This is a genomic window from Stenotrophomonas sp. YJH_SMC_58 (assembly GCF_059369635.1).
On record NZ_JCAFSW010000010.1, the window covers coordinates 144810 to 163969 of the forward strand.

19 protein-coding genes are annotated in these 19160 nt (G+C 68.1%); 10 read left to right on the top strand and 9 right to left on the bottom strand.

From position 1 onward, the window contains the following. Positions 1-47 precede the first annotated feature (47 nt). Positions 48-731 carry a hypothetical protein gene (locus tag AC5P68_RS14365; RefSeq protein WP_111173343.1) on the top strand — a complete coding sequence of 228 codons (684 nt, stop codon included), beginning with the start codon at positions 48-50 and terminating at the stop codon, positions 729-731. Positions 732-746: 15 nt separating this feature from the next. On the opposite strand, the gene AC5P68_RS14370 is transcribed toward AC5P68_RS14365, so the two are convergent. Both AC5P68_RS14370 and AC5P68_RS14375 read right to left on the bottom strand, forming a co-directional pair. Next, positions 747-1106 (bottom strand): DUF1428 domain-containing protein, encoded by a 360-nt coding sequence (locus tag AC5P68_RS14370; RefSeq protein ID WP_005407745.1) that lies wholly within the window; start codon positions 1104-1106, stop codon positions 747-749. 91 nt (positions 1107-1197) lie between these two features. Continuing rightward, on the bottom strand, positions 1198-3600 hold the full coding sequence (locus AC5P68_RS14375) for a S9 family peptidase (protein ID WP_288419028.1): 2403 nt from the start codon (positions 3598-3600) through the stop codon (positions 1198-1200). Between the two features lie 210 nt (positions 3601-3810). Here AC5P68_RS14375 and AC5P68_RS14380 point away from each other — a divergent pair, with 210 nt between their 5' ends. Together AC5P68_RS14380 and AC5P68_RS14385 are read left to right on the top strand one after the other, a co-directional pair. Further along, complete coding sequence (locus AC5P68_RS14380; protein ID WP_005407747.1) at positions 3811-4383, top strand: OmpO family porin; 573 nt, start codon at positions 3811-3813, stop codon at positions 4381-4383. Between the two features lie 229 nt (positions 4384-4612). Next, positions 4613-5242, top strand: coding sequence for a response regulator (locus AC5P68_RS14385; RefSeq protein WP_288416784.1), 630 nt, complete (start codon positions 4613-4615; stop codon positions 5240-5242). 7 nt (positions 5243-5249) lie between these two features. On the opposite strand, the gene AC5P68_RS14390 is transcribed toward AC5P68_RS14385, so the two are convergent. Continuing rightward, positions 5250-5687, bottom strand: a complete 438-nt coding sequence (locus tag AC5P68_RS14390; RefSeq protein ID WP_043035177.1) for a DUF6165 family protein — start codon at positions 5685-5687, stop codon at positions 5250-5252. A gap of 129 nt (positions 5688-5816) precedes the next feature. Here AC5P68_RS14390 and AC5P68_RS14395 point away from each other — a divergent pair, with 129 nt between their 5' ends. Beyond that, complete coding sequence (locus AC5P68_RS14395; protein ID WP_032967099.1) at positions 5817-6515, top strand: TorF family putative porin; 699 nt, start codon at positions 5817-5819, stop codon at positions 6513-6515. On the opposite strand, the gene AC5P68_RS14400 is transcribed toward AC5P68_RS14395, so the two are convergent. Beyond that, positions 6512-7660: an MFS transporter gene (locus AC5P68_RS14400; RefSeq protein ID WP_329772748.1), complete on the bottom strand. Its 1149-nt coding sequence runs from the start codon at positions 7658-7660 to the stop codon at positions 6512-6514. The two genes, AC5P68_RS14395 and AC5P68_RS14400, sit on opposite strands and share 4 nt — an antisense overlap. 143 nt (positions 7661-7803) lie before the next feature. Here AC5P68_RS14400 and AC5P68_RS14405 point away from each other — a divergent pair, with 143 nt between their 5' ends. Further along, a complete protein-coding gene (locus AC5P68_RS14405; protein WP_049403465.1) occupies positions 7804-8691 on the top strand; it encodes a LysR family transcriptional regulator in 888 nt (295 codons plus the stop codon). On the opposite strand, the gene AC5P68_RS14410 is transcribed toward AC5P68_RS14405, so the two are convergent. Further along, positions 8660-9127: a YehS family protein gene (locus tag AC5P68_RS14410; RefSeq protein WP_005411992.1), complete on the bottom strand. Its 468-nt coding sequence runs from the start codon at positions 9125-9127 to the stop codon at positions 8660-8662. The two genes, AC5P68_RS14405 and AC5P68_RS14410, sit on opposite strands and share 32 nt — an antisense overlap. Positions 9128-9210: 83 nt before the next feature. Between AC5P68_RS14410 and AC5P68_RS14415 the strand changes: the two genes are divergently transcribed. Together AC5P68_RS14415 and AC5P68_RS14420 are read left to right on the top strand one after the other, a co-directional pair. Then, the gene (locus tag AC5P68_RS14415; RefSeq protein ID WP_049453629.1) at positions 9211-9696 is read left to right on the top strand and encodes a hypothetical protein; all 486 of its coding nucleotides are present in this window, start codon (positions 9211-9213) and stop codon (positions 9694-9696) included. Positions 9697-9783: 87 nt separating this feature from the next. Continuing rightward, a complete protein-coding gene (locus AC5P68_RS14420) occupies positions 9784-10536 on the top strand; it encodes an SDR family NAD(P)-dependent oxidoreductase (protein WP_005411994.1) in 753 nt (250 codons plus the stop codon). A gap of 89 nt (positions 10537-10625) precedes the next feature. Here the strand turns inward: AC5P68_RS14420 and AC5P68_RS14425 are convergent, their stop codons facing one another. From AC5P68_RS14425 to AC5P68_RS14440, 4 genes are all read right to left on the bottom strand, one after another. Further along, positions 10626-11525, bottom strand: coding sequence for an SPOR domain-containing protein (locus AC5P68_RS14425; protein WP_111188009.1), 900 nt, complete (start codon positions 11523-11525; stop codon positions 10626-10628). Between the two features lie 21 nt (positions 11526-11546). After that, positions 11547-13235 (bottom strand): arginine--tRNA ligase, encoded by a 1689-nt coding sequence (gene argS / locus AC5P68_RS14430; protein ID WP_010486900.1) that lies wholly within the window; start codon positions 13233-13235, stop codon positions 11547-11549. A 113-nt stretch (positions 13236-13348) separates the two neighbouring features. Next, on the bottom strand, positions 13349-14053 hold the full coding sequence (radC, locus tag AC5P68_RS14435) for a RadC family protein (protein WP_033834996.1): 705 nt from the start codon (positions 14051-14053) through the stop codon (positions 13349-13351). A 69-nt stretch (positions 14054-14122) separates the two neighbouring features. After that, positions 14123-14749 (bottom strand): response regulator, encoded by a 627-nt coding sequence (locus AC5P68_RS14440; RefSeq protein ID WP_033834997.1) that lies wholly within the window; start codon positions 14747-14749, stop codon positions 14123-14125. A gap of 228 nt (positions 14750-14977) precedes the next feature. On the opposite strand from AC5P68_RS14440, the gene coaBC reads away from it, so the two are divergent. The 3 genes from coaBC to AC5P68_RS14455 are packed head-to-tail and all read left to right on the top strand — an operon-like array spanning position 14978 to position 19065. After that, the gene (gene coaBC / locus AC5P68_RS14445; RefSeq protein WP_033834998.1) at positions 14978-16240 is read left to right on the top strand and encodes a bifunctional phosphopantothenoylcysteine decarboxylase/phosphopantothenate--cysteine ligase CoaBC; all 1263 of its coding nucleotides are present in this window, start codon (positions 14978-14980) and stop codon (positions 16238-16240) included. Beyond that, complete coding sequence (gene dut, locus AC5P68_RS14450; protein ID WP_005411999.1) at positions 16237-16710, top strand: dUTP diphosphatase; 474 nt, start codon at positions 16237-16239, stop codon at positions 16708-16710. The genes coaBC and dut overlap by 4 nt, the downstream gene beginning before the upstream one ends. Positions 16711-16722: 12 nt before the next feature. Then, positions 16723-19065 (top strand): phosphomannomutase/phosphoglucomutase, encoded by a 2343-nt coding sequence (locus AC5P68_RS14455; RefSeq protein ID WP_033834999.1) that lies wholly within the window; start codon positions 16723-16725, stop codon positions 19063-19065. The last annotated feature ends 95 nt before the right edge of the window (positions 19066-19160 follow it).

Here is a 19160-nt window from a genome sequence, read left to right on the forward strand (position 1 = left end):
ACACTGTCCGGGGCAAGATGCGGGTTCTTTCCGCTGGAGCCCCGGGCATGCGCGGTATCGACTTCAGTTCCTGGCAGGGCGTGCTGTCCACCTTGGCCGGCCTGGTCCTGATCACCCTGCTGGGCGTGGGCATCCGCCTGCTGGTGATGCAGACCCTGCAACAGCGCCGCGAGCGCGAGAACCGGCAGATCAACGAACGGCTGCGCACGCTGATGGCGGCCTACAAGACCCTGGGCGGTTCGTTCACCGGCGAACTGGGCGTGGATCCCAGCCATCGCCGCGACCTGCGCCAGCGCGAAGATGCCGAAGGCATCGCCGAACCCCGCTCGGATCGCGCGCGCCGCATCCGCGATGCCGTTGAAGCGGCGCTGTCGGACATCCTGCTGCTGGGCACCGACGAACAGGTGCGGTTGGCTGCGCGCGCTGCCAACGATCTTGCACAGGGGCGACCGGTGCATACCCACGAACTGGTGGTCTCGCTGCGCGACTTCGTGCGCGAAGCGCTGGACCTGGCGCCGATTCCGGCCGACCTGCAGATACCGCCGCAGGGGCCGACCCGGCCGGGCGGTGCCAGTGGCAAGGGCCGCAACGACGGCGATGCCAAGGGCGGTCGTGCGGGTGGAAGCGGCAGTGGCGGAATGGGGGCCGGCATGGGCGGTGTGGGCCTCGGCGCCGGCGCCGCACTGGGCGCCGGCCATGCCTCCGCCAGCGATGGAACGGACGCGCGCTGAGCACGTCCGCCCGGTTCAGCGGGTCAGTTCGTAGATCGGCACGAAGCCACCGTAGATCATCCGCGCGCCGTCGAACGGCATCGGATTCGTCGCCGGATCAAACCTTGGGTCTTCCATCATCTTCTTCATGCCGGCGTCGCGGGTCGGCTTGTCCGGCCATTCGATCCAGGAAAACACCACCGTCTCGTCCGGCGTGGCTTTCACCGCGCCGAAAAAGTCGGTTGTCTTGCCGTGCGGTACGTCGTCACCCCAGCACTCGACCACGCGCAGCGCGCCGTACTCGATGAAAACGGGATCCCCTGTGCGTGCATGGGCGAGGAACTTCTCTTTGTTGGCGGTGGGCACCGCCAGGACGAAACCATCGATGTAGCTCATTGCCTGCCTCCGGATGGACCGTGCCGCATGCACGGCCTTCAAGTACACGACGAACCAGGGCGTCGTGGATCGACATCCTCTGGGCGCCCGTTCAGCCCGGGCCACCGGGCAGCGGTGCCAGCACCGTATCCGGTGGCTGCTGGCCGGCCAGGTGGCGCACGAAGTAGTCCCACATGCGGTGCGTGTAGGTGGCGTCGTTGCGGAACAGCTCGTGGTCCTGCCGGGCCAGGTACAGCAGGTCGTAGCTGCGCTGGGCCTTGTTCAGGGCGGCGGCCAGCTGCAGGGTCAGCGCCGGCGGTGCGTTTTCGTCCAGCTCGCCATAGACCAGCATCAGATGCCCGCGCAGGTTGCCGGCCAGCGCTGCGTTGTCGAGCCCGGCAAAGGGCGCCGGCACGCCATCGGTCATGGCCGTGGCTGGCAGCACGCCACCGAACAGCCGGTCCATGCCGTGCAGGGCGCCGCCGTACATGCCCTGGAAATTGTGACTGCCGGCCGAGGCCACGCCCACCTTGTAGAACGCTGGGTAGCGCAGCAATGCCCGCGCCGCGCTGTAACCGCCGAACGAATGCCCGTAGATGCCGACCCGCTGCAGGTCGATGCCCGGGTAGCGTTCGCCCAGCTGGCGCAGCGCGGCCACATGGTCATCCAGCTGCACATCGGCGCCGTGCAGGAAGCTGCTGTCATGGAAGGCCTTGTCGCGGCCGCCGGTGCCGCGCGCATCGATGCTGACCACCACGAAGCCAAGCTCGGCCAGGCTGGCGCGTGACACCGGATTCAGCGCGGACACCGCCTCGGCGTAGGTCACCGGGGCATTGCTGATGAAGGCGCCGCCGTACATCGCATCGATCACCGGGACGCTGCCGTCATCGCGATAGTCGCGGGGCAGGTAGACGGTGGCGAAGATCGGCGTGCGCCCGTCGGCGGCCAGCAGACGTTCGCGCTGCGGTGGGCGCCACCCCGCAGCAAGCACTGCCCGGTTGTCCGCCGCTTCCAGCAACAGCAGCTCGCGACCGTCATCGCTGGCCCGCAGCACGGTGCGTGGTGGCTGGTCGAGACGGGAAACGGTATCCACCAGATAGCCACCACTGGGCGACAGCGCCTGGGGTGCGCGCCCGCCGAACAGCGCGCCGGTACCGGCATCGGCCATGTGGTCGTAACCATCGGCGGCCAGGCGCTGGACCGGCCCTCCCTGCAGCGATACCCGGTACAGGCCGCGCACGTAAGGATCGCCCGCGTCGACGCCACCGGCGCTGAAGTACGCCCAGCCACCGGCAGCGTCCACACCCAGCAGGTCGCGCACCGCCCAGTGGCCGCGGGTGAGCTGGCGCAGCACTTTGCCATCGGACAGGCGCACCCGGTACAGGTGACCCCAGCCATCGCGCTGCGAGAACCACACGGCGGTGTCCTGCCCGGGCAGGATGGCCACCGCTGGCCGGTTGTAGGAATACACGTTGAGCTGCAGGCGAGTGTCGCTGGCTTCTTCCAGAACCGTGCGCGATGCACCGCTGTTGGCATCGATCTCCAGCAGGCGCAGCCTGCGCGGTGTGCCGAAGTGCGCGATCACGGCATACAACCGATCGCCGTCCCAACCCAGGATGCCGGCCTCACTGAGCGTGTTCCAGCCCTCGGGCAGCGCGATGTCATGCTGCCTGCCGCTGCGGGTATCCACCACAAACAGGGTGTCGCGCACCTGCTGTGCATCGCCCAGCACCCCCAGCTTCACGGTATGCACGCGCGGCCGCGCGCTGTGGGTCGGGCTGCTTTCCAGATAGGGGTAGTCCTGCAGCGCGCGTTCGTCGTAGCGGATGCCGGCCACGTAGCGCCCGTCCGCAGACCAGCCAACCGCGAACGGCCGCACCGGCATCCGGCCCTGACGGCGTGGAATACCGCGCAGGGCGAAGTCCGGCAGTGCGCCATAGCCATTACCGGCTTCACCGCCGCGGGTCAGTGCCCGTGGCACCGTGCCAGGCGACTGCAGCCACAGGTTGTTGTCGCGCACCTGCAGCCACGCATCGCCTACGGGCGAAGGCAGTGCATCGGCCGGCGGCCGCGCATCCGGCGAACGTGCGCATTGCCAGCGCGGCCATTGGCAATCGACGGGCACTTCTCCGCTGAACCGCAGGCGCAGGCCATCGTCCGCCTGCTGCACGCTGGCCAGGCGCAGGCGTGGCCCGCTGGCACCGAGCGGTGCAACCGCAGCGTCCAGCGCAGTGGGTTCGAACAGGGTCTGGCGTGTCGCCTGGACGGGATCGACCAGTACCGCCTGGCGCCGGCCCTGAGTGTCTTCGCGCTCATACCAGAATCGTCCATCGGCCAACCAGTGGGGCAGGACCGAAGCATTGCGCAGCGCGCCGCGCAGATGACTGTCATGCACGCGTTCGGCGCGCTGGTAGTCGGCCGCCTGCAGCGCATGCGTGGTGTGTGGCGACAAGAGGGCAACGCATGCAAAGACAGCGGCGCGGACACACGTCCGCAGCGGATCGGAAACGAGCAAGGCAACCTCCTGTTGCAATCGTCGAAGGATTACAGATGCACGCGCGCCGCGCGCGTATGCCAGACGGAGCCTGAATCAAGCCCAAAAATTCAGCAATGCGAAGACCACTGTTTTCAGGGAGCGTTGTGGCGAATAACGGAGAATTTACATTCCCGATGCGATGGCGCCTTGGCGCTGCTGCACACCATAAGAAAGTAAAGGTGTACCCCCATGAAGAATTCGCTGATTGCTCTGGCCCTGGCCGCTGCCCTGCCGTTCACCGCTTCGGCTGCTGAGAACCTGTCGTACAACTACGCTGAGGCCGACTACGCCAAGACCGACGTCGATGGCATCAAGGCTGACGGCTGGGGCGTCAAGGGTTCCTACGGCTTCCTGCCGAACTTCCACGCGTTCGGTGAATACAGCCGTCAGGAAGTCGACCACACCAACATCAAGGTTGACCAGTGGAAGGTCGGTGCCGGCTACAACGTCGAAATTGCTCCGTCGACCGACTTCGTTGCCCGCGTTGCCTACCAGAAGTTCGATCGCAAGCACGGCCTGGACTTCAACGGCTACAGCGCTGAAGCCGGTATCCGCACCGCCTTCGGTGCCCACGCCGAGGTCTACGGCATGGTCGGCTACGAAGACTACGCCAAGAAGCACGGCGTCGACATCGACGGCCAGTGGTATGGCCGCCTGGGTGGTCAGGTCAAGCTGAACCAGAACTGGGGCCTGAACGGCGAGCTGAAGATGAACCGCCACGGCGACAAGGAATACACCGTCGGCCCGCGCTTCAGCTGGTAATTGTTTCCTCGGCGCGCCTGCGCGCTGAAGATGCCTCGACAGGCCCGGCCCATGCCGGGCCTGTTGCGTTTCCGGCTGGGCAAACGCTACCTGACCGTGTCGCGGTGGAAGGGCGGCATTGCAACGAATTGGATTCCGCAGGCGTCGGCTGCGCCCTAGGGTGAGTGGCCTGTCCTGCAGGAATGCAACGATGCCCCCGTTTCCCTAGCCCCGCGATTCTCCCTGCCGCTTGTTGCTGCTGGATCCGCATCCACTGTTGCGGCATGGCGTGCAGGAACTGCTGGCCCGGCAGGCGGGCCTGCAGGTCGATGGAAGCTATGGCCGCAGCGGTGATCTGCTGCAGCGCCTGCAGCAGGCAGCTGCGATCGATCTGCTGCTGGTTGACGCCTTGCCGATCGGTGACAGCGGGGAAGGCCTGGAACTGCTGCAGCACGTATCACGACATTGGCCGGCAGTGCCGATCCTGGTGCTGTCCGCACACTGCAACGCGGGTGTCGTGTCCTTGGTCCTGCAGGCCGGTGCGCGCGGATTCCTGTCCAAGGCCTGCGCGCCGCAGATGCTGCTGCGGGCAGTGAGCGTGGTTGCCCGCGGCGGGCGCTTCGTGCCGCCGGAGCTGCGTGCACAGTTGAACCAGTCCCGCCGGCAGCGCCCGCAGTCCATGCGTTCACCACGGTTGAGTACGCGCGAACGCGCTGTCCTGCAGTGGGTGCTGCGCGGCTGCAGCACCGGCGAGATGGCACGCCGCAGCGGGCGTGCGGCCAGCACCATCAGCACGCAGAAGCGAGCGGCATACCGCAAGCTGGGCATCCGCAACGATGGCGAGCTGTTCCGCTTCCGCCATCTGATCGACGCTGATTGAGGTGGGGTTACTCGCCCTGGTACTGCTTTTCTTCGACCAGGGCCGAACCGGCCACGCGGTTGATCTCGTTCTTCACCTGCACGCGCTCGCCATTGGTGCCATAGACACCGCGTGCCAGCTGGATGAAGGCATCGTCGAACACCTGGGCCGCTTCCTTGTCGCGCAGCTGGTCCTGGATGTCCCACATGCGCTCGTTGATCACCTTCAGCTGCTGCTTCAGCGCGGCCAGTGCCGGTTGTGCGTGCAGCAGCTGCTGCAGCAACGGCAGCAGGCCGTCCAGCTCGGTGCGGACGTTGGCCAGCTTGGCGGCATCGTCGATGCGCTCGGCCTTGATCTCGAGAATGGTGATCTTGTCGATCAGCTCGCCGATCGATACCGGAGTCAGGATGGCGTCCACGCGGTTGGTTCCTGGAAACAGGGCGCCATGATACCGCGCTGCTGGCATTGGCCGCAGTCCACGGGATTTACGCCGAATTTGCGCCACGGGCCCGGCAGCACCCTCGATCCGTTACGGCCCCCGCCTCGACACTGCGTTCCCGGCGGCGTGACCGCCTTCGACGAGGAACACAGTGCAGTGAACAGCAAGGGGATGATGGCGGCGCTGGTGGCCGCCCTGGCAGGGCTGCTCGGGATCGGCAGCGCGCAGGCGCAGGTGCAGGTCAGTGGCAGTGCGGCGTTGACCAGTGACTACGTATGGCGCGGCAGCTCGCAGAGCGACGGCGACCCGGCGGTGCAGGCCGGCGCGAAGGTCTCGATCCCAGCGGGCTGGTACGCCAGCGTGTGGGGGTCCAACGTTTCGTTCAAGCCGGACAATGGCGCGCGCAGCGAGTTCGACCTGGTGGCGGGCTGGTCCGGCGCACTGGCACCGGACTGGAGCCTGGATGCCAACCTGACCCGTTACGTGTACCCGGGCACCGGCCGCGCGCTGGACTGGACCGAGCTCAACACCACGGTGACCTGGAAGCAGCGCGCCTGGCTGCAGGTCGCCCATTCCAACGATGCGTTGGCCGGTGGCCATCGCGGTACCTATGCCCAGCTGGGTGTGCGTGTGCCGTTGCACGAACGCCTCCGCCTGGAAGCAGCGGTGGGCCAGTACTGGCTGGCCACCGCGCAGGGCCCGGACTACCTGCATGGGCAGCTCAGTGCCATCGCCTCGCTGACCCCGGCATGGGAACTGCGCGCCACCGTGCATGACACGGACAACGCAGCCAAGCGCCTGTTCCCCGGCAACGCCGGTGGGCGATGGGAGCTGGCGCTGCAGGGCAGCTTCTAGTCGGCCAGCGACGCCTGGCGCGCGCGCAGCGCGCCGGGCAGCCACAGCAGCAGGGCCAGCGCAGCCACGGCAGCGCCGGCCACGCAGACGCCCGTCCAGCCGAAGCGCTGGTAGACCTGCGCAGACAGCAGCGAACCCAGCGAACCGCCGATGAAATAGCCGGTCATGTAGCCGGCATTGAGGCGGTTGCGTGCCGCCGGTTGCAGTGCGTAGATCAGGTTCTGGTTGCTGACGTGCAACAGCTGCGCGGCCAGGTCCAGCACCACCACGCCCACCAGCAGCGCCAGCAGCGAGTGTGCCGACAGCCCCAATGGCAACCACGACAGCAGCAACAGCAGCAGTGCAATGGCGGTGGCACGCCCGGTCTGGCCACGGTCGGACATGCGGCCAGCCAGGGCGGCCGCCAGCGTGCCGGCCGCGCCGACCAGCCCGAACAGCCCGATGGTGGCGTCGCTGTAGGCATACGGCGGCTGTGCCAGCAGGAACGCGAGCGGGGTCCAGAAGATCGCGAACATGGCGAAGCTGCAGGCGCCCAGCAGCGTGCGCTGGCGCAGCACCGGTTCCTGCACGAACAGCACGCCGATCGAGCGCAGCAATGCGAAATAGCCCAAGCCGGCGCTGTGGTGGAATCGCGGCAGACCGCGCTGCAATGCCAGTGCGGTCAGCACCAGGGTGGCAGCGGCGATCGCATACACCAGGCGCCAGTCGCCCAGGCTGGAAAGCAGGCCGGCCACGGTGCGCGCCAGCAGAATGCCCAGCAGCAGGCCACTCATCAGCGTGCCGACCACGCGACCGCGATGTTCCGGCGCGGCCAGCGTAGCGGCGAACGGCACCAGCACCTGGGCGACCACCGAGAACAGGCCGGTGATGGCGGTGCCCACCAGCAGCCAGGTCAGTGACGGTGCGCAGGCACTGATCACCAGTCCGCCGGCCGACAGCAGGCTCATCACCACGATCAGGCGGCGGCGTTCGAACAGGTCTCCCAGCGGCACCAGCAGGATCAGTCCGGCGGCATAGCTCAGCTGCGCGGCGGTAACGACCATGCCGACCTGGCCGAACGGCACACCGAAGGCGTCGGCGATGGTGTGCAGCAGTGGCTGCGCATAGTAGTTGCTGGCCACGGCCACGCCGGTAGCCACGGACATCAGCAGCACCTGCCAGCGGTGCAGAGGGGGGAGGGACGGGCTCACGCGGTGTTCCAGGAAGCGGGGGGCACAGTGTCCACCTGCTGCGGCCATGATGGAAATGAATCATCATCATCCATGCCATCTGGAAACGAGATAGTTGGATGAATCTCAAGCAGCTCGAGTTTGCCGTTGCCCTTGCCGAGGAGGGCAATTTCACCCGCGCAGCCGAACGCTGCCATGTAGTGCAGTCCGCGTTGAGCCACCAGATTGCCTACCTGGAGCAGGAACTGGGCACGCCGCTGTTCGAGCGCCTGCCGCGGCAGGTGCGGGCGACGGCAGCGGGTGAGGCGCTGCTGGTGCACGCACGCCAGGTGCTGGTCAGCCTGCGCCACCTGCGCGCCGACGTGGCCGCGGTCAGTGGCGAGGTGCGCGGGCTGCTGGCGATCGGGCAGATCTCCTCGCTGACCGATATCGATGTGGTGGCGATGCTGGCCGCGTTCCAGCAGGCGCACCCACAGGTGGAATTCCAGTTGCGGGTGGACAAGAGCGAGGACCTGATCGCGCAGGTGCAGTCGCGTGACCTGGATGTTGCACTGGTGGGGTTGGCGCCCTCGGCCGGCCTGGACGGGGTCTGCCACCAGATGCTGCAGGAAGAAGACCTGGTGGCGGTGCTGGCGCCGTCGCACCGCTTGGCCCGGCGCAAGCGGCTGCCATTGACCGAATTGCAGGACGAGGCGCTGGTCGACTTCCCGCGCGGCACTGGTGCGCGGCGGCAGACCGACGATGCCTTCGCCGCCGCTGGCCTGCCGCATGCGGTGCGCTTCGAGGTCAATCTGATGGAACTGATCGAGCGCTTCGTCCGCCATGGGCTGGCGGTTGGCATCGTGCCGACGTTGATTGCCGAAGGCTTCCAGGGCGTGGTGCAGATTCCGCTGCAGCCGACCCCGACCCGCCGCGTGCACCTGGTCTGGCAGCGGCTGCCGACACCGGCGGCGCGGGCGTTCGTCGAGGCCGTGCTCAGCCGCGCAGGCGCAGGCTCAGGCCCTTGAGGAAATTGCGCAGCATCTGGTCCAGGCAACGCCGGTAGTTGGTGTGGCCGGGCTGGCGGAACAGCGCGCCCACTTCCGACTTGGACACGTTGAAACCGGCGCTGGCGAAGATCTCCATCAGATCGACGTCGCGCAGCTGGAACGCCACGCGCAGCTTCTTCAGCACCAGGTTGTTGTCGATGCGGGTTTCCACCGCACGCTGCGGCTGGCTCTCGTCGCGACCGCGCAGGTGCACGATCAGGCCATCGAGGAAGTGCGCCAGCGCGCTGTCGCTCATCGCCTCGAAACCGGCTTCGTCCTCGCGGCGCAGCCAGGCCTTCACCTGCTCGGGATCCACGGCGAAGGCCGGGTCGGCCATCTGGCACAGGGTCACCACGTGGTGGTCGCCCAGATCCAGGGAGTAGCGCACGCTGCGCAGGACATCGTTGTTGATCATGGCCCATTGTACCGGCCCCTGGCGTGTCACCGGAGTGTCATCGAACTGCAGCATCGTGGGCACTCGTTCGCTGAGACCCTTGCATGCGCCGGTATCTGTTTTCCGCACTGCTGCTCGCCAGCAGCTTCGCTGCCTTCGCCCAGGACCGCTTCGTACCCGTCGAGCGCCGCCTGAGTACATCCCAACTGGCCGAGGTCGGGCTCAGTCCAGCGCAGTTGCAGGCGCTGAACCGGGTACTGCGCGAGGCAGAGCGCGCGGCCACCGGGCCGGCAGCGGTGGCCCCCGCCGCTGCGCCGCTGCCTGCCAATGTGCCGGCACCGCCAGCAATGCATCTGGGCCTGGAAGAAGGACCGGTCAATGCACGCGTGGTCGGAGAGGTCGCAGGTTGGCAGCCCGGCACGCTGTTCACCCTTGATAACGGCCAGCAATGGCAGGTGATGAAGGGGCAGATGAAGCTGCGCAAGGTGCTGCAGTCGCCGCAGATCGCCGTTGTTCCAGGAATTGCCGGGCGCTGGTTCCTGCAGGTCGACGAAGACCTGCCCAAGGCCAGAGTGTTTCGCGTGCGTTGAGCCGGGGGGACGGCAGGACGGCGGGCAACTCAGGACGGGCCGGGAATGCCAGAATGGGCGTCCGGTTTTTCCCCCTGGAGTTGCCTGATGACCCGCACTGTCCTGATTACCGGCGCCACGTCCGGCTTCGGCGCCGCCGCCGTCCACCGCTTCGCCCAGGCGGGCTGGAAGGTGATTGCCACGGGCCGCCGCGGCGAACGCCTGCAGCCGCTGGTCGATCGCTACGGCAAGGACGTGGTGCATGCCGCCGCCTTCGACATCCGCGATCCGGTTGCGATGGAAGCGGCGCTGCTGGCACTGCCGCCCGCCTTTGGCGAGATCGATCTGCTGGTCAACAACGCCGGCCTGGCGCAGGGCACCGCGCCGGCACAGAGCGCCAAGTTGTCGGACTGGACCACGATGATCGACACCAACATCACCGCGCTGGTGACCCTGACCCACCGCCTGCTGCCGCAGCTGGTGGAGCGCAAGGGCGCGATCATCAACATCTCGTCGGTGGCCGGCGTCTACCCGTACCCGGGTGGCAACGCCTACGGTGGCACCAAGGCTTTCGTCAGCCAGTTCTCGCTGGGCCTGCGTTCGGACCTGCACGGCACCGGCGTGCGCGTGACCACGATCGAGCCAGGCATGGCTGAAACCGAGTTCACCGTGGTGCGTACCCACGGCGACCAGGCGGCGTCGGACAAGCTCTACAACGGCGCCAACCCGATGACCGCCGAAGACATCGCCGAACAGATCTTCTGGGTGGCCAGCCTGCCGCCGCACCTGAACATCAATCGCCTGGAACTGATGCCGGTCAGCCAGTCCTTCGCCGGTTTCCAGGTCGCCCGCGAAGGCTGACCGACGTTTGTAGAGTCGAGCATGGCTCGACTCTGCAGAAACAAGAAAAAGCCGGGCAATGCCCGGCTTTTTCATTCACAGCGGCAGGCTTACTGGGCCTTGATCGCCATCGCCTGCAGGCCGGTGCCATCCAGCTTCTGCTTGGCTTCGGACAGTTCACCGGCGCTGCCATACGGCCCCATGCGCACGCGGTACACGGTCTTGCCGTTGATCTGTGCTGACTCCACGCGCGCCGCAAGTCCCATCATCGCCAGCTTGGCCTTGGTTGCTTCGGCATCGCCGGAGGCGCCGAAGGCGCCTGCCTGCAGGATATAGCGGGCGTTGTCGGCGGCCGCCGGTGCGGCAGTGGCCGGGGTACCCGACGTTGCCGTTGCGGTTTCCACGCGCGCTGCCGGCGTGGCGGCGGCGGTGCTGGTCGAGGCCGTGCTGGCCGGCGGCGTTGCCGCAGCCGGACGTTCACTCAGCGGTGCCGGCAGCGGACGGCTGGTGGCGGTCACCTGCGCGGTGCTGGACACGCTGGCGGTGGCCGCCGGTGCGGTCGTGGTCGTGGTCGCCGGCGGAACCGGCTTGCCTTCCAGTGCCGCCTGCGCGCGCTGCGCTTCGGCCTTGGCGCGGCGCTGGTCTTCGGCACGCGCGCTGGCGGCCAGTTCGGCGTCGGACATCTCGACTTCCTTGCCCGGCAGCAGGGTGTAGAAGTCGTACTGGGTGGCGGCCGGCTTTTCCGGTTCGGCCGGCTTCGGCGCAGCCGGCTGCGCGGCCGGCTGGGTACCGACATCGCTGTCGGCATCGGCGACCGGGGCCGGCTGCGCGTTCGGGTTCGGCTGCGGACCGGCGCGCAGGAAGCCATCGCCCTCGCCCTTGAACAGGTTCGGCGCCGCCAGGAACACCACGGCCGCGATCGCTACACCGGCCACCAGCCACACCCATCCGGGGGTGCCCTGGCTGCCGCTGTTGCGTCGTGCCTGGCTTTTGCCGCGTCGTGCTGCCATGTGTACTGCGTCTCCTGATGCTTACATTTTTTCCGGGGCGCTGACGCCCAGGAGTTCGAGGCCATTGGCCAGCACCTGGCGTGCCGCACAGGCCAGGGTCAGCTTGGCATTGCGGTCGGCGGCGTCATCCACCAGTACCGGCGTCCCGTGATACCACGTGTGGAACGCATGCGCCAATTCACGCAGGTACTGCGCCACCAGATGCGGTTCCAGCGCCACGCCGGCCGCTTCCACCACTTCCGGATAGCGCGAGATCTCGTTCATCAGCAGCAGCGAGGCGTCGTCGGCCAGGCGGCCGAGGTTGGCCAGGCCGTTGCCCTGCTCATACACCAGGCCCTTCTCCTGCGCCTGGCGCAGCAGGCTGCAGACGCGGGCATGCGCGTACTGCACGTAGAACACCGGGTTGTCGTTGCTCTGCTGGCGGGCCAGGTCGATGTCGAAGGTCAGCTGCGAATCTGGCTTGCGCGCGATCAGGAACCAGCGGGTGGCATCGCGGCCGGCTTCCTCGATCAGGTCGCGCAGGGTGAAGTAGCTGCCGGCACGCTTGGACAGCTTCACTTCCTCGCCGCCACGCATGACGGTGACCATCTGGTGCAGCACGTATTCCGGCCAGCCCTGCGGGATGCCCACTTCCATCGCCTGCAGGCCGGCGCGCACGCGGGCCAGCGAGCCGTGGTGGTCGGCGCCCAGCTCGGTGATCGCGCGCTCGTAGCCGCGCTGCCACTTGGACAGGTGGTAGGCCACGTCGGGCACGAAGTAGGTGAAGGTGCCGTCGGACTTGCGCATCACGCGGTCCTTGTCGTCACCGAAGTCGGTGCTGCGCAGCCACAGCGCGCCACCTTCTTCATAGGTATGACCCGACGCCTGCAGCTTGGCCACCGCTTCGGCTACCTTGCCGTCGGCGTACAGCGAGCTTTCCAGGAAATAGATGTCGAAGTCGACGCCGAACGCGGCCAGGTCCAGGTTCTGCTCGTTGCGCAGGTAGGCCACGGCGAAGCGGCGGATCGCCTGCATGTCGTCCGGGTCCTTGGCGCCGACCACGGTGCTGCCTTCCAGGTCGACGCTGGCGCCGGCCATGTAGGCGCGGGCGACGTCGGCGATGTACTCGCCGCGGTAGCCACCTTCCGGCCAGCCGTCCTGGTCCGGCGCGATGCCTTTGATCCGTGCCTGGGTGGACAGCGCCAGGTTCTCGATCTGCACGCCGGCGTCGTTGTAGTAGAACTCACGCTTGGCGTTCCAGCCGTTGGCATCGAGCACGCGCGCCACGCAGTCGCCGATCGCCGCCGCGCGGCCATGGCCGACATGCAGCGGGCCGGTCGGGTTGGCCGACACGTACTCCACGCCCACCGTGCGGCCATTGCCGGACAGGTTGCGACCGTAGTCGTGGGCTTCCTTGATGACCGACGCGGCTTCGCGCTGGTACGCGGCCGGGGCCAGGTGGAAGTTGATGAAGCCGGGGCCGGCGATCTCGACCTTGCTCACGTCCTCGCTGCGCGGCAGCGCCTCGACCAGCGCCTGCGCCAGTGCGCGCGGATTGCTGCGCGCGGCCTTGGCCAGCAGCATCGCGGCGTTGGTGGCGAAGTCGCCGTGGTCGCGGGTCTTCGGGCGCTCGACCACGAAGTCCGGCGGCAGGGAGTCGGCGGGCAGGGTGCCATTGGCGCGCAAGGCTTCGATGCCTTGGCTGATCAGGGCGCGGAGGAGATTTTTCACGAGGCCTGCTGTGAGAATGAGCGGCGGAATCGCCCATTTTAGCGCAGATACCCACGCCCACGCTGACCAGAACATGCCTGTGGGGGCGGCCGATGGCGCCTGAAGGGCCGCGCTCAGCCGAACAGCCGCGGCTGGGGCAGGGATAGCAGGCCCCGTTCAGCAAATGAAACGGGACGGCCCTCGCCGACCACGAAGTGGTCCAGCAGGCGCACGTCCACCATCGCCAGCGCCTGCTGCAGTTCGTCGGTGATGCGGGTATCGGCGCTGGAGGGTTCCGGGTCGCCGGAAGGGTGGTTGTGGCTGAGGATCACCGCCGCCGCGTTGTGCAGCAGAGCGCGCCGCACCACTTCGCGGGGGTAGACCGGTGCGGCGTTGATGGTGCCGTGGAACAGCTCTTCACAGGCGATCAGGCGGTGGCGGTTGTCCAGGAACAGGGCCATGAAGACCTCGCGGGCCTGGCCACGCAGCCGGTGCTGCAGGTAGCGGCCGACCGCCGCCGGATTGTTGCCAACCGCCTCGCCGTGCTCCAGCTCGGCCGCCAGGTAGCGATGGGCCAGTTCCAGCCCGGCAGCAAGCGTGCAACTGCGTGCCGGGCCGAGCCCGGGCAGGCGGGCGAGCTCGGCGGCGGGGCGGTCGAGCAGTACCCGCAACGGGCCGTGCGCCTGCAGCAGGTCGCGCGCGGTCTGCACGGCATCGCGGCCACCGAACCCGGAGCCGAGAAACAGGGCCAGCAGTTCGGCGTCGGAAAGTGCCGTGGGCCCGCGCGCGATCAGCTTCTCGCGGGGGCGTTCCTGTTCGGGCCAGTCATGGATGGGCATGGCCCATCATCGCCAGACCTTGCGGTGGCTCCCATCGGGGCATGCCGCGGACTGGGGTCGGAGGTTGCCTCAGCCGCGCCGGGTCTGCAGGTAGTCGAACAGTTCCTGGTTGTTCTGCAGGCCCAGCTTGCGCTTGGCTTCGGCCTTCTGCCGGCTGATGGTCTTCGGGCTGCGCCCGCAGCGCTCGGCGACTTCGTTCACGCTGAGGCCGGCTGCCAGCAGCTCCAGCACTTCCTGTTCGCGTGCCGACAACGGCGCCGGCTGACGCGGAAACAGCAGGTCGCGCGCCTGCAGGTGGTGGCGCAACTGCTGGGAGACGAATACCTGCCCGGCCAGCGCGGCGTTCAGCGCGTGGGGCAGTTCGGCGAAATCGGCGCACTTGTCGACCAGGCCACTGATACCCTCCCGCAGCAGGCTGTCCAGCAGGCCGGGATGGCGGGCGCCGGTCAGCACCACCACCGGCAGGCCAGGGCGGCGCATGCGCAGCGCGTCGATCAGCTCCGGACCGTCCGGACCGGCACCCGGCATCGACAGGTCGGTCAGCACCGCATCGCAGTCGTGGTGATCCACCAGCTCCAGCAGCTGGGCGCCGTCGCGCGCACTGCCGACGATGTCCATCAGGTAGGTCTGCAGCACGATACGGATGCCATGCAGGACCACGGGATGGTCGTCGGCGATGATGATGCGCGGATGCACGCGGCTCCTCGAAGGTCGGACAGGCCACGGCGGGCGGCAGCCAATGCCTGATTCTGCAAAAGCGCAGACCCGTAGAGGTATAGGAAAGGTCCGAAACTGGTACCGGGTGAATCCCGGGTCAACGGAGACGGACTCCATCTGCTGATAGCCGCCCGCTATGTGCGCCCTGCACCGGGACATTACCGGCCATCGGGTAAGCTAGCGCCCTCGTTTGCACAGGAATTCCAGGTGGCTGACTCCCCCAACGCTTCCCCCGCGCCGGCCCGCGCGCTGGAAGGTCAGAAACTGCTGTTGTGCGTCGGAGGCGGGATCGCGGCCTACAAGGCCCTGGAACTGGTGCGGCGCCTGCGCGACGCCGGTGCCCAGGTGCAGGTGGCGATGACCGCCGGAGCACAGCAGTTCGTCACTCCGCTCAGTTTCCAGGCCCTGTCCGGGCAGCCCACCCGCACCACGCTGTGGGACAGCGCCGCCGAACAGGCCATGGGCCACATCGAGCTGGCCCGCTGGGCCGACCGCATCGTGGTCGCCCCGGGTACCGCCGATCTGCTGTCCCGGCTGGCCCAGGGCCACGCCGATGATCTGGTCAGCACCCTGTGCCTGGCCAGTACCGCGCCACTGACGATCTGCCCGGCGATGAACCACCGCATGTGGCTGCATCCGGCCACCCAGGCCAACATCGCCCTGCTGCGCCAGCGCGGCGCGCAGGTGGTCGGCCCGGTCGACGGTCCGCTGGCCGAAGGCGAGTCCGGTCCCGGCCGTCTGGCCGAACCGGGCGACATCGTTGCCGCGCTGGCTGCCAATGGCAGTGCTGCAGCGGCGGTTGTCGCACCGGAAACCCGCGCGCTGCAGGGCCTTCGCCTGCTGATCAGCGCTGGCCCGACCTATGAAGACATCGATCCGGTGCGCTACGTCGGCAACCGCAGCAGCGGCAAGATGGGCTTTGCCCTGGCCGCGGCCGCCGCGACGATGGGCGCCCAGGTGGTGCTGGTCAGCGGTCCGGTACAGCTGCCGACGCCAGCCGGCGTGCAGCGCGTGGACGTGCGCTCGGCCGCGCAGATGCGCGATGCCGTGCTGAAGTCGTTGCCGGCCGACATCTATATCGGTGCCGCCGCGGTGTCCGACTACACGCCACGCCAGGTCGCGCCGCAGAAGCTGAAGAAGACCGCCGACAGCCAGTCGCTGGTGATCGAGCTGGTGCGCACGCCGGACATCCTCGCCGAAGTCGCTGCACAGACGCAGTCGCTGAAGCTGGTGGTCGGCTTCGCCGCCGAGACCCACGACGTGGAGAAATATGCGCGTGGCAAGCTGGTCGACAAGCGCCTGGACCTGGTGATCGCCAACCAGGTCGGCATCAGCGGTGGTGGATTCGAGAGTGACAACAACGCCGCCACGGCCTTCTGGCAGGACGGTGAACAGGTATTCCCGGCCACCTCCAAGCGCGAGCTGGCCGAACAACTGCTGGCGCTGATCGCGCGGAGACTCCAGGCATGACCCAGGCTTTCACTTCCCAACCGCTGCAGGTCAAGCTGCTTGATCCGCGTTTCGGCGACAGCTGGCCGCTGCCCGCCTACGCCACCGAAGCCAGTGCCGGCATGGACCTGCGCGCGGCGCTGGATACCGCGCTGACCCTGCAGCCGGGCGACACCGCGCTGGTGCCCAGCGGCCTGGCCATCCATATCGCCGATCCGCACCTGTGCGCGGTGATCCTGCCGCGTTCCGGGCTGGGCCACCGCCACGGCATCGTGCTCGGCAACGGCACCGGCCTGATCGACGCCGATTACCAGGGCCCGTTGCTGATCAGCGTCTGGAACCGTGGCCGCGAGGCCTTCACCATCGAGCCGGGCGATCGCATCGCGCAGCTGGTGGTCGTGCCGATTGCCCGCGTCAGCCTGCAGGTGGTGGATACTTTCACCGACAGCGTGCGGGGAACGGGTGGATTCGGCCATACCGGGGTGCGTTGACGGGGGACATTGATGAGCGGCATCGGGGAAGGGCAGCGGGAACGGTCGTTGGGACGCAGTGCGCCACTACTGGGGGTGCTGCTGGTCCTGCTGGCCGGCTGGTTCGGATGGAGCGCGGTGCAGCAATGGCGGCAGGAGTCCAATGGCCAGGCGCTGGAAGAAGCGCGTGACCAGGCCGTGCAGGGCTTGCAGGAGGCCGCAGCCGGCCAGCTGAAGCAGCTGCAGCAGCAGTTGAAGAACGAACGCGTGCAGCAGGCACTGCAGGCCGGTGACGCCGCGGCAGCGGCGCTGGCCGTGCGCGAGAGCTGGACCGGCGTGGAGCAGGCTGACGTGCTGACCGCCGATCTGGCCACGGCCTATGCCGACCCGGCCACCTTCGGCTACGCACGCCTGGCCCTGCTGGAACAAGCGCTGGCCGAGGGCAAGCCTGGCCTGCGCGTGGTGCGCGATGCAGGTGGCAATCGCCTGGGTCTGGCGGCTCCGGTGCAGCTGGGCAGCCTTGGCCCGGCAGTGCTCTACGTGCGCCAGCCATTGCTGCGGCTGACCTCGCCGCTGGACCAGGTGAGCGCCCCGTCCACCGGTTTCCTCGGCCTGCGCCAAGGCACGCATGACCTCGTTGCCCAGGGCGACGCCGGCCTGGCCGAGAGCGCCGAAGCGCTGGCGCGCCCGGTTCCGGGCACGCCGTTGCGGCTGGTGGCCGCCGTACCGAATGTCGAAGCGGGTCCACTGGGCCTGGGTTCGCTGGCCAGTGCCATCGTCGCGCTGCTGCTGGCGTTCATCGCCGTGCTGCTGGTGGTGGGTCGCGGCCGGCTGCCGAAGTCGCTGCCGTTGCCGCGCCGTGCGGCCGTGGCGGAAGCGGATCATGGCCCGACCCTGAGCGAGAGCCTGCAGATGGCGCCGCCACCGGTGGCCGCCGCCAGCGCCGCGGACACTGCGCCGCCGCCGCCACCGGTCCCTGCCGGGGAACTGGCCGCCGGCATCTTCCGCGCCTACGACATCCGTGGCGTGGTCGGCAGCGAACTGACGCCGAAGACCGCCGCGCTGATCGGCCAGGCCATCGGTACCGTGGCGCTGGAACAGGGCCTGCGCGAGGTGGTGATCGGCCGTGATGGCCGCCTGTCCGGCCCGGAACTGGCTGCGGGATTGGCCGAGGGCCTGCGTCGCACCGGTTGCGCGGTGATCGACGTCGGCCTGGCACCGACGCCGGTCGTCTATTACGCCGCCTTCCACCTGCGTACCGGCACCTGCGTGGCGGTCACCGGCAGTCATAACCCGCCCGAGTACAACGGCTTCAAGGTGGTCATCGGCGGCGAGACGCTGTCAGGCGATGCCATCACCGATCTCTACCAGCGCATCGTCGAGGGGCGCCTGGCGCAGGCGGCCGAGCCGGGCGATTACCAGCAGCGCGATGTCAGTGCCGACTACATCCAGCGCATCGCCGACGACGTGCAGCTGGACCGCCCGTTGAAGGTCGTGGCCGATGCCGGCAACGGCGTTGCCGGTGCGCTTGCACCACAGCTGCTGGAAGCCATCGGCGCCGAAGTCATCCCGCTGTACTGCGATGTCGACGGTACCTTCCCCAACCATCATCCCGACCCGAGCGAGCCGGCCAACCTGGAAGACCTGGTGCAGACGGTCAAGCGCTTCGGCGCCGACCTCGGCGTCGCCTTCGACGGCGACGGAGACCGGTTGGGCGTGGTCACCGGCGAAGGCAGGATCATCTATGCCGACCGCCTGCTGATGCTGTTCGCCGCCGACGTGCTGATGCGCAACCCCGGCGCGATGGTGATCTACGACGTGAAGTGCACCGGCAAGCTGTCCGATCACGTGCTGCGCAATGGTGGCAGCCCGTTGATGTGGAAGACCGGGCACTCGCTGATGAAGGCGAAGATGCGCGAGACCGATGCCGAGCTGGCCGGCGAGATGAGCGGCCACTTCTTCTTCAAGGAGCGCTGGTTCGGTTTCGACGATGGCCTGTATGCCGCCGCACGACTGCTGGAGATCCTGGCGCAGCGCGAGGAAACCCCGGACGAGGTGCTGGCCGAGCTGCCGGAGATGGTGGCCACGCCGGAACTGAAGGTGCCGGTGGCCGAAGGCACGCCGCACGCGCTGGTGGCGATGCTGGTGGCGGCGGCACAGTCGCCGGAGAATCCGTACGTGGGTGGGCGGCTGTCGACCATCGACGGCCTGCGCGTGGACTTCCCCGATGGTTGGGGCCTGGTGCGCGCGTCCAACACCACGCCGGTGCTGGTGCTGCGCTTCGAGGGCAACGACGAGGCGGCACTGGAGCGCATCCAGGCGCTGTTCCGCAGCCAGCTGCAACCGGTGCTGGGCGACACCCCGCTGGGGTTCTGACCCCTTTGGAAGCTGCAGCAGAATGGGTAGTGCCGGCCGCTGGCCGGCAAGCCCATGAACCTCACACACCCTGCAGTTGCCGGGCTGCGGCCGGC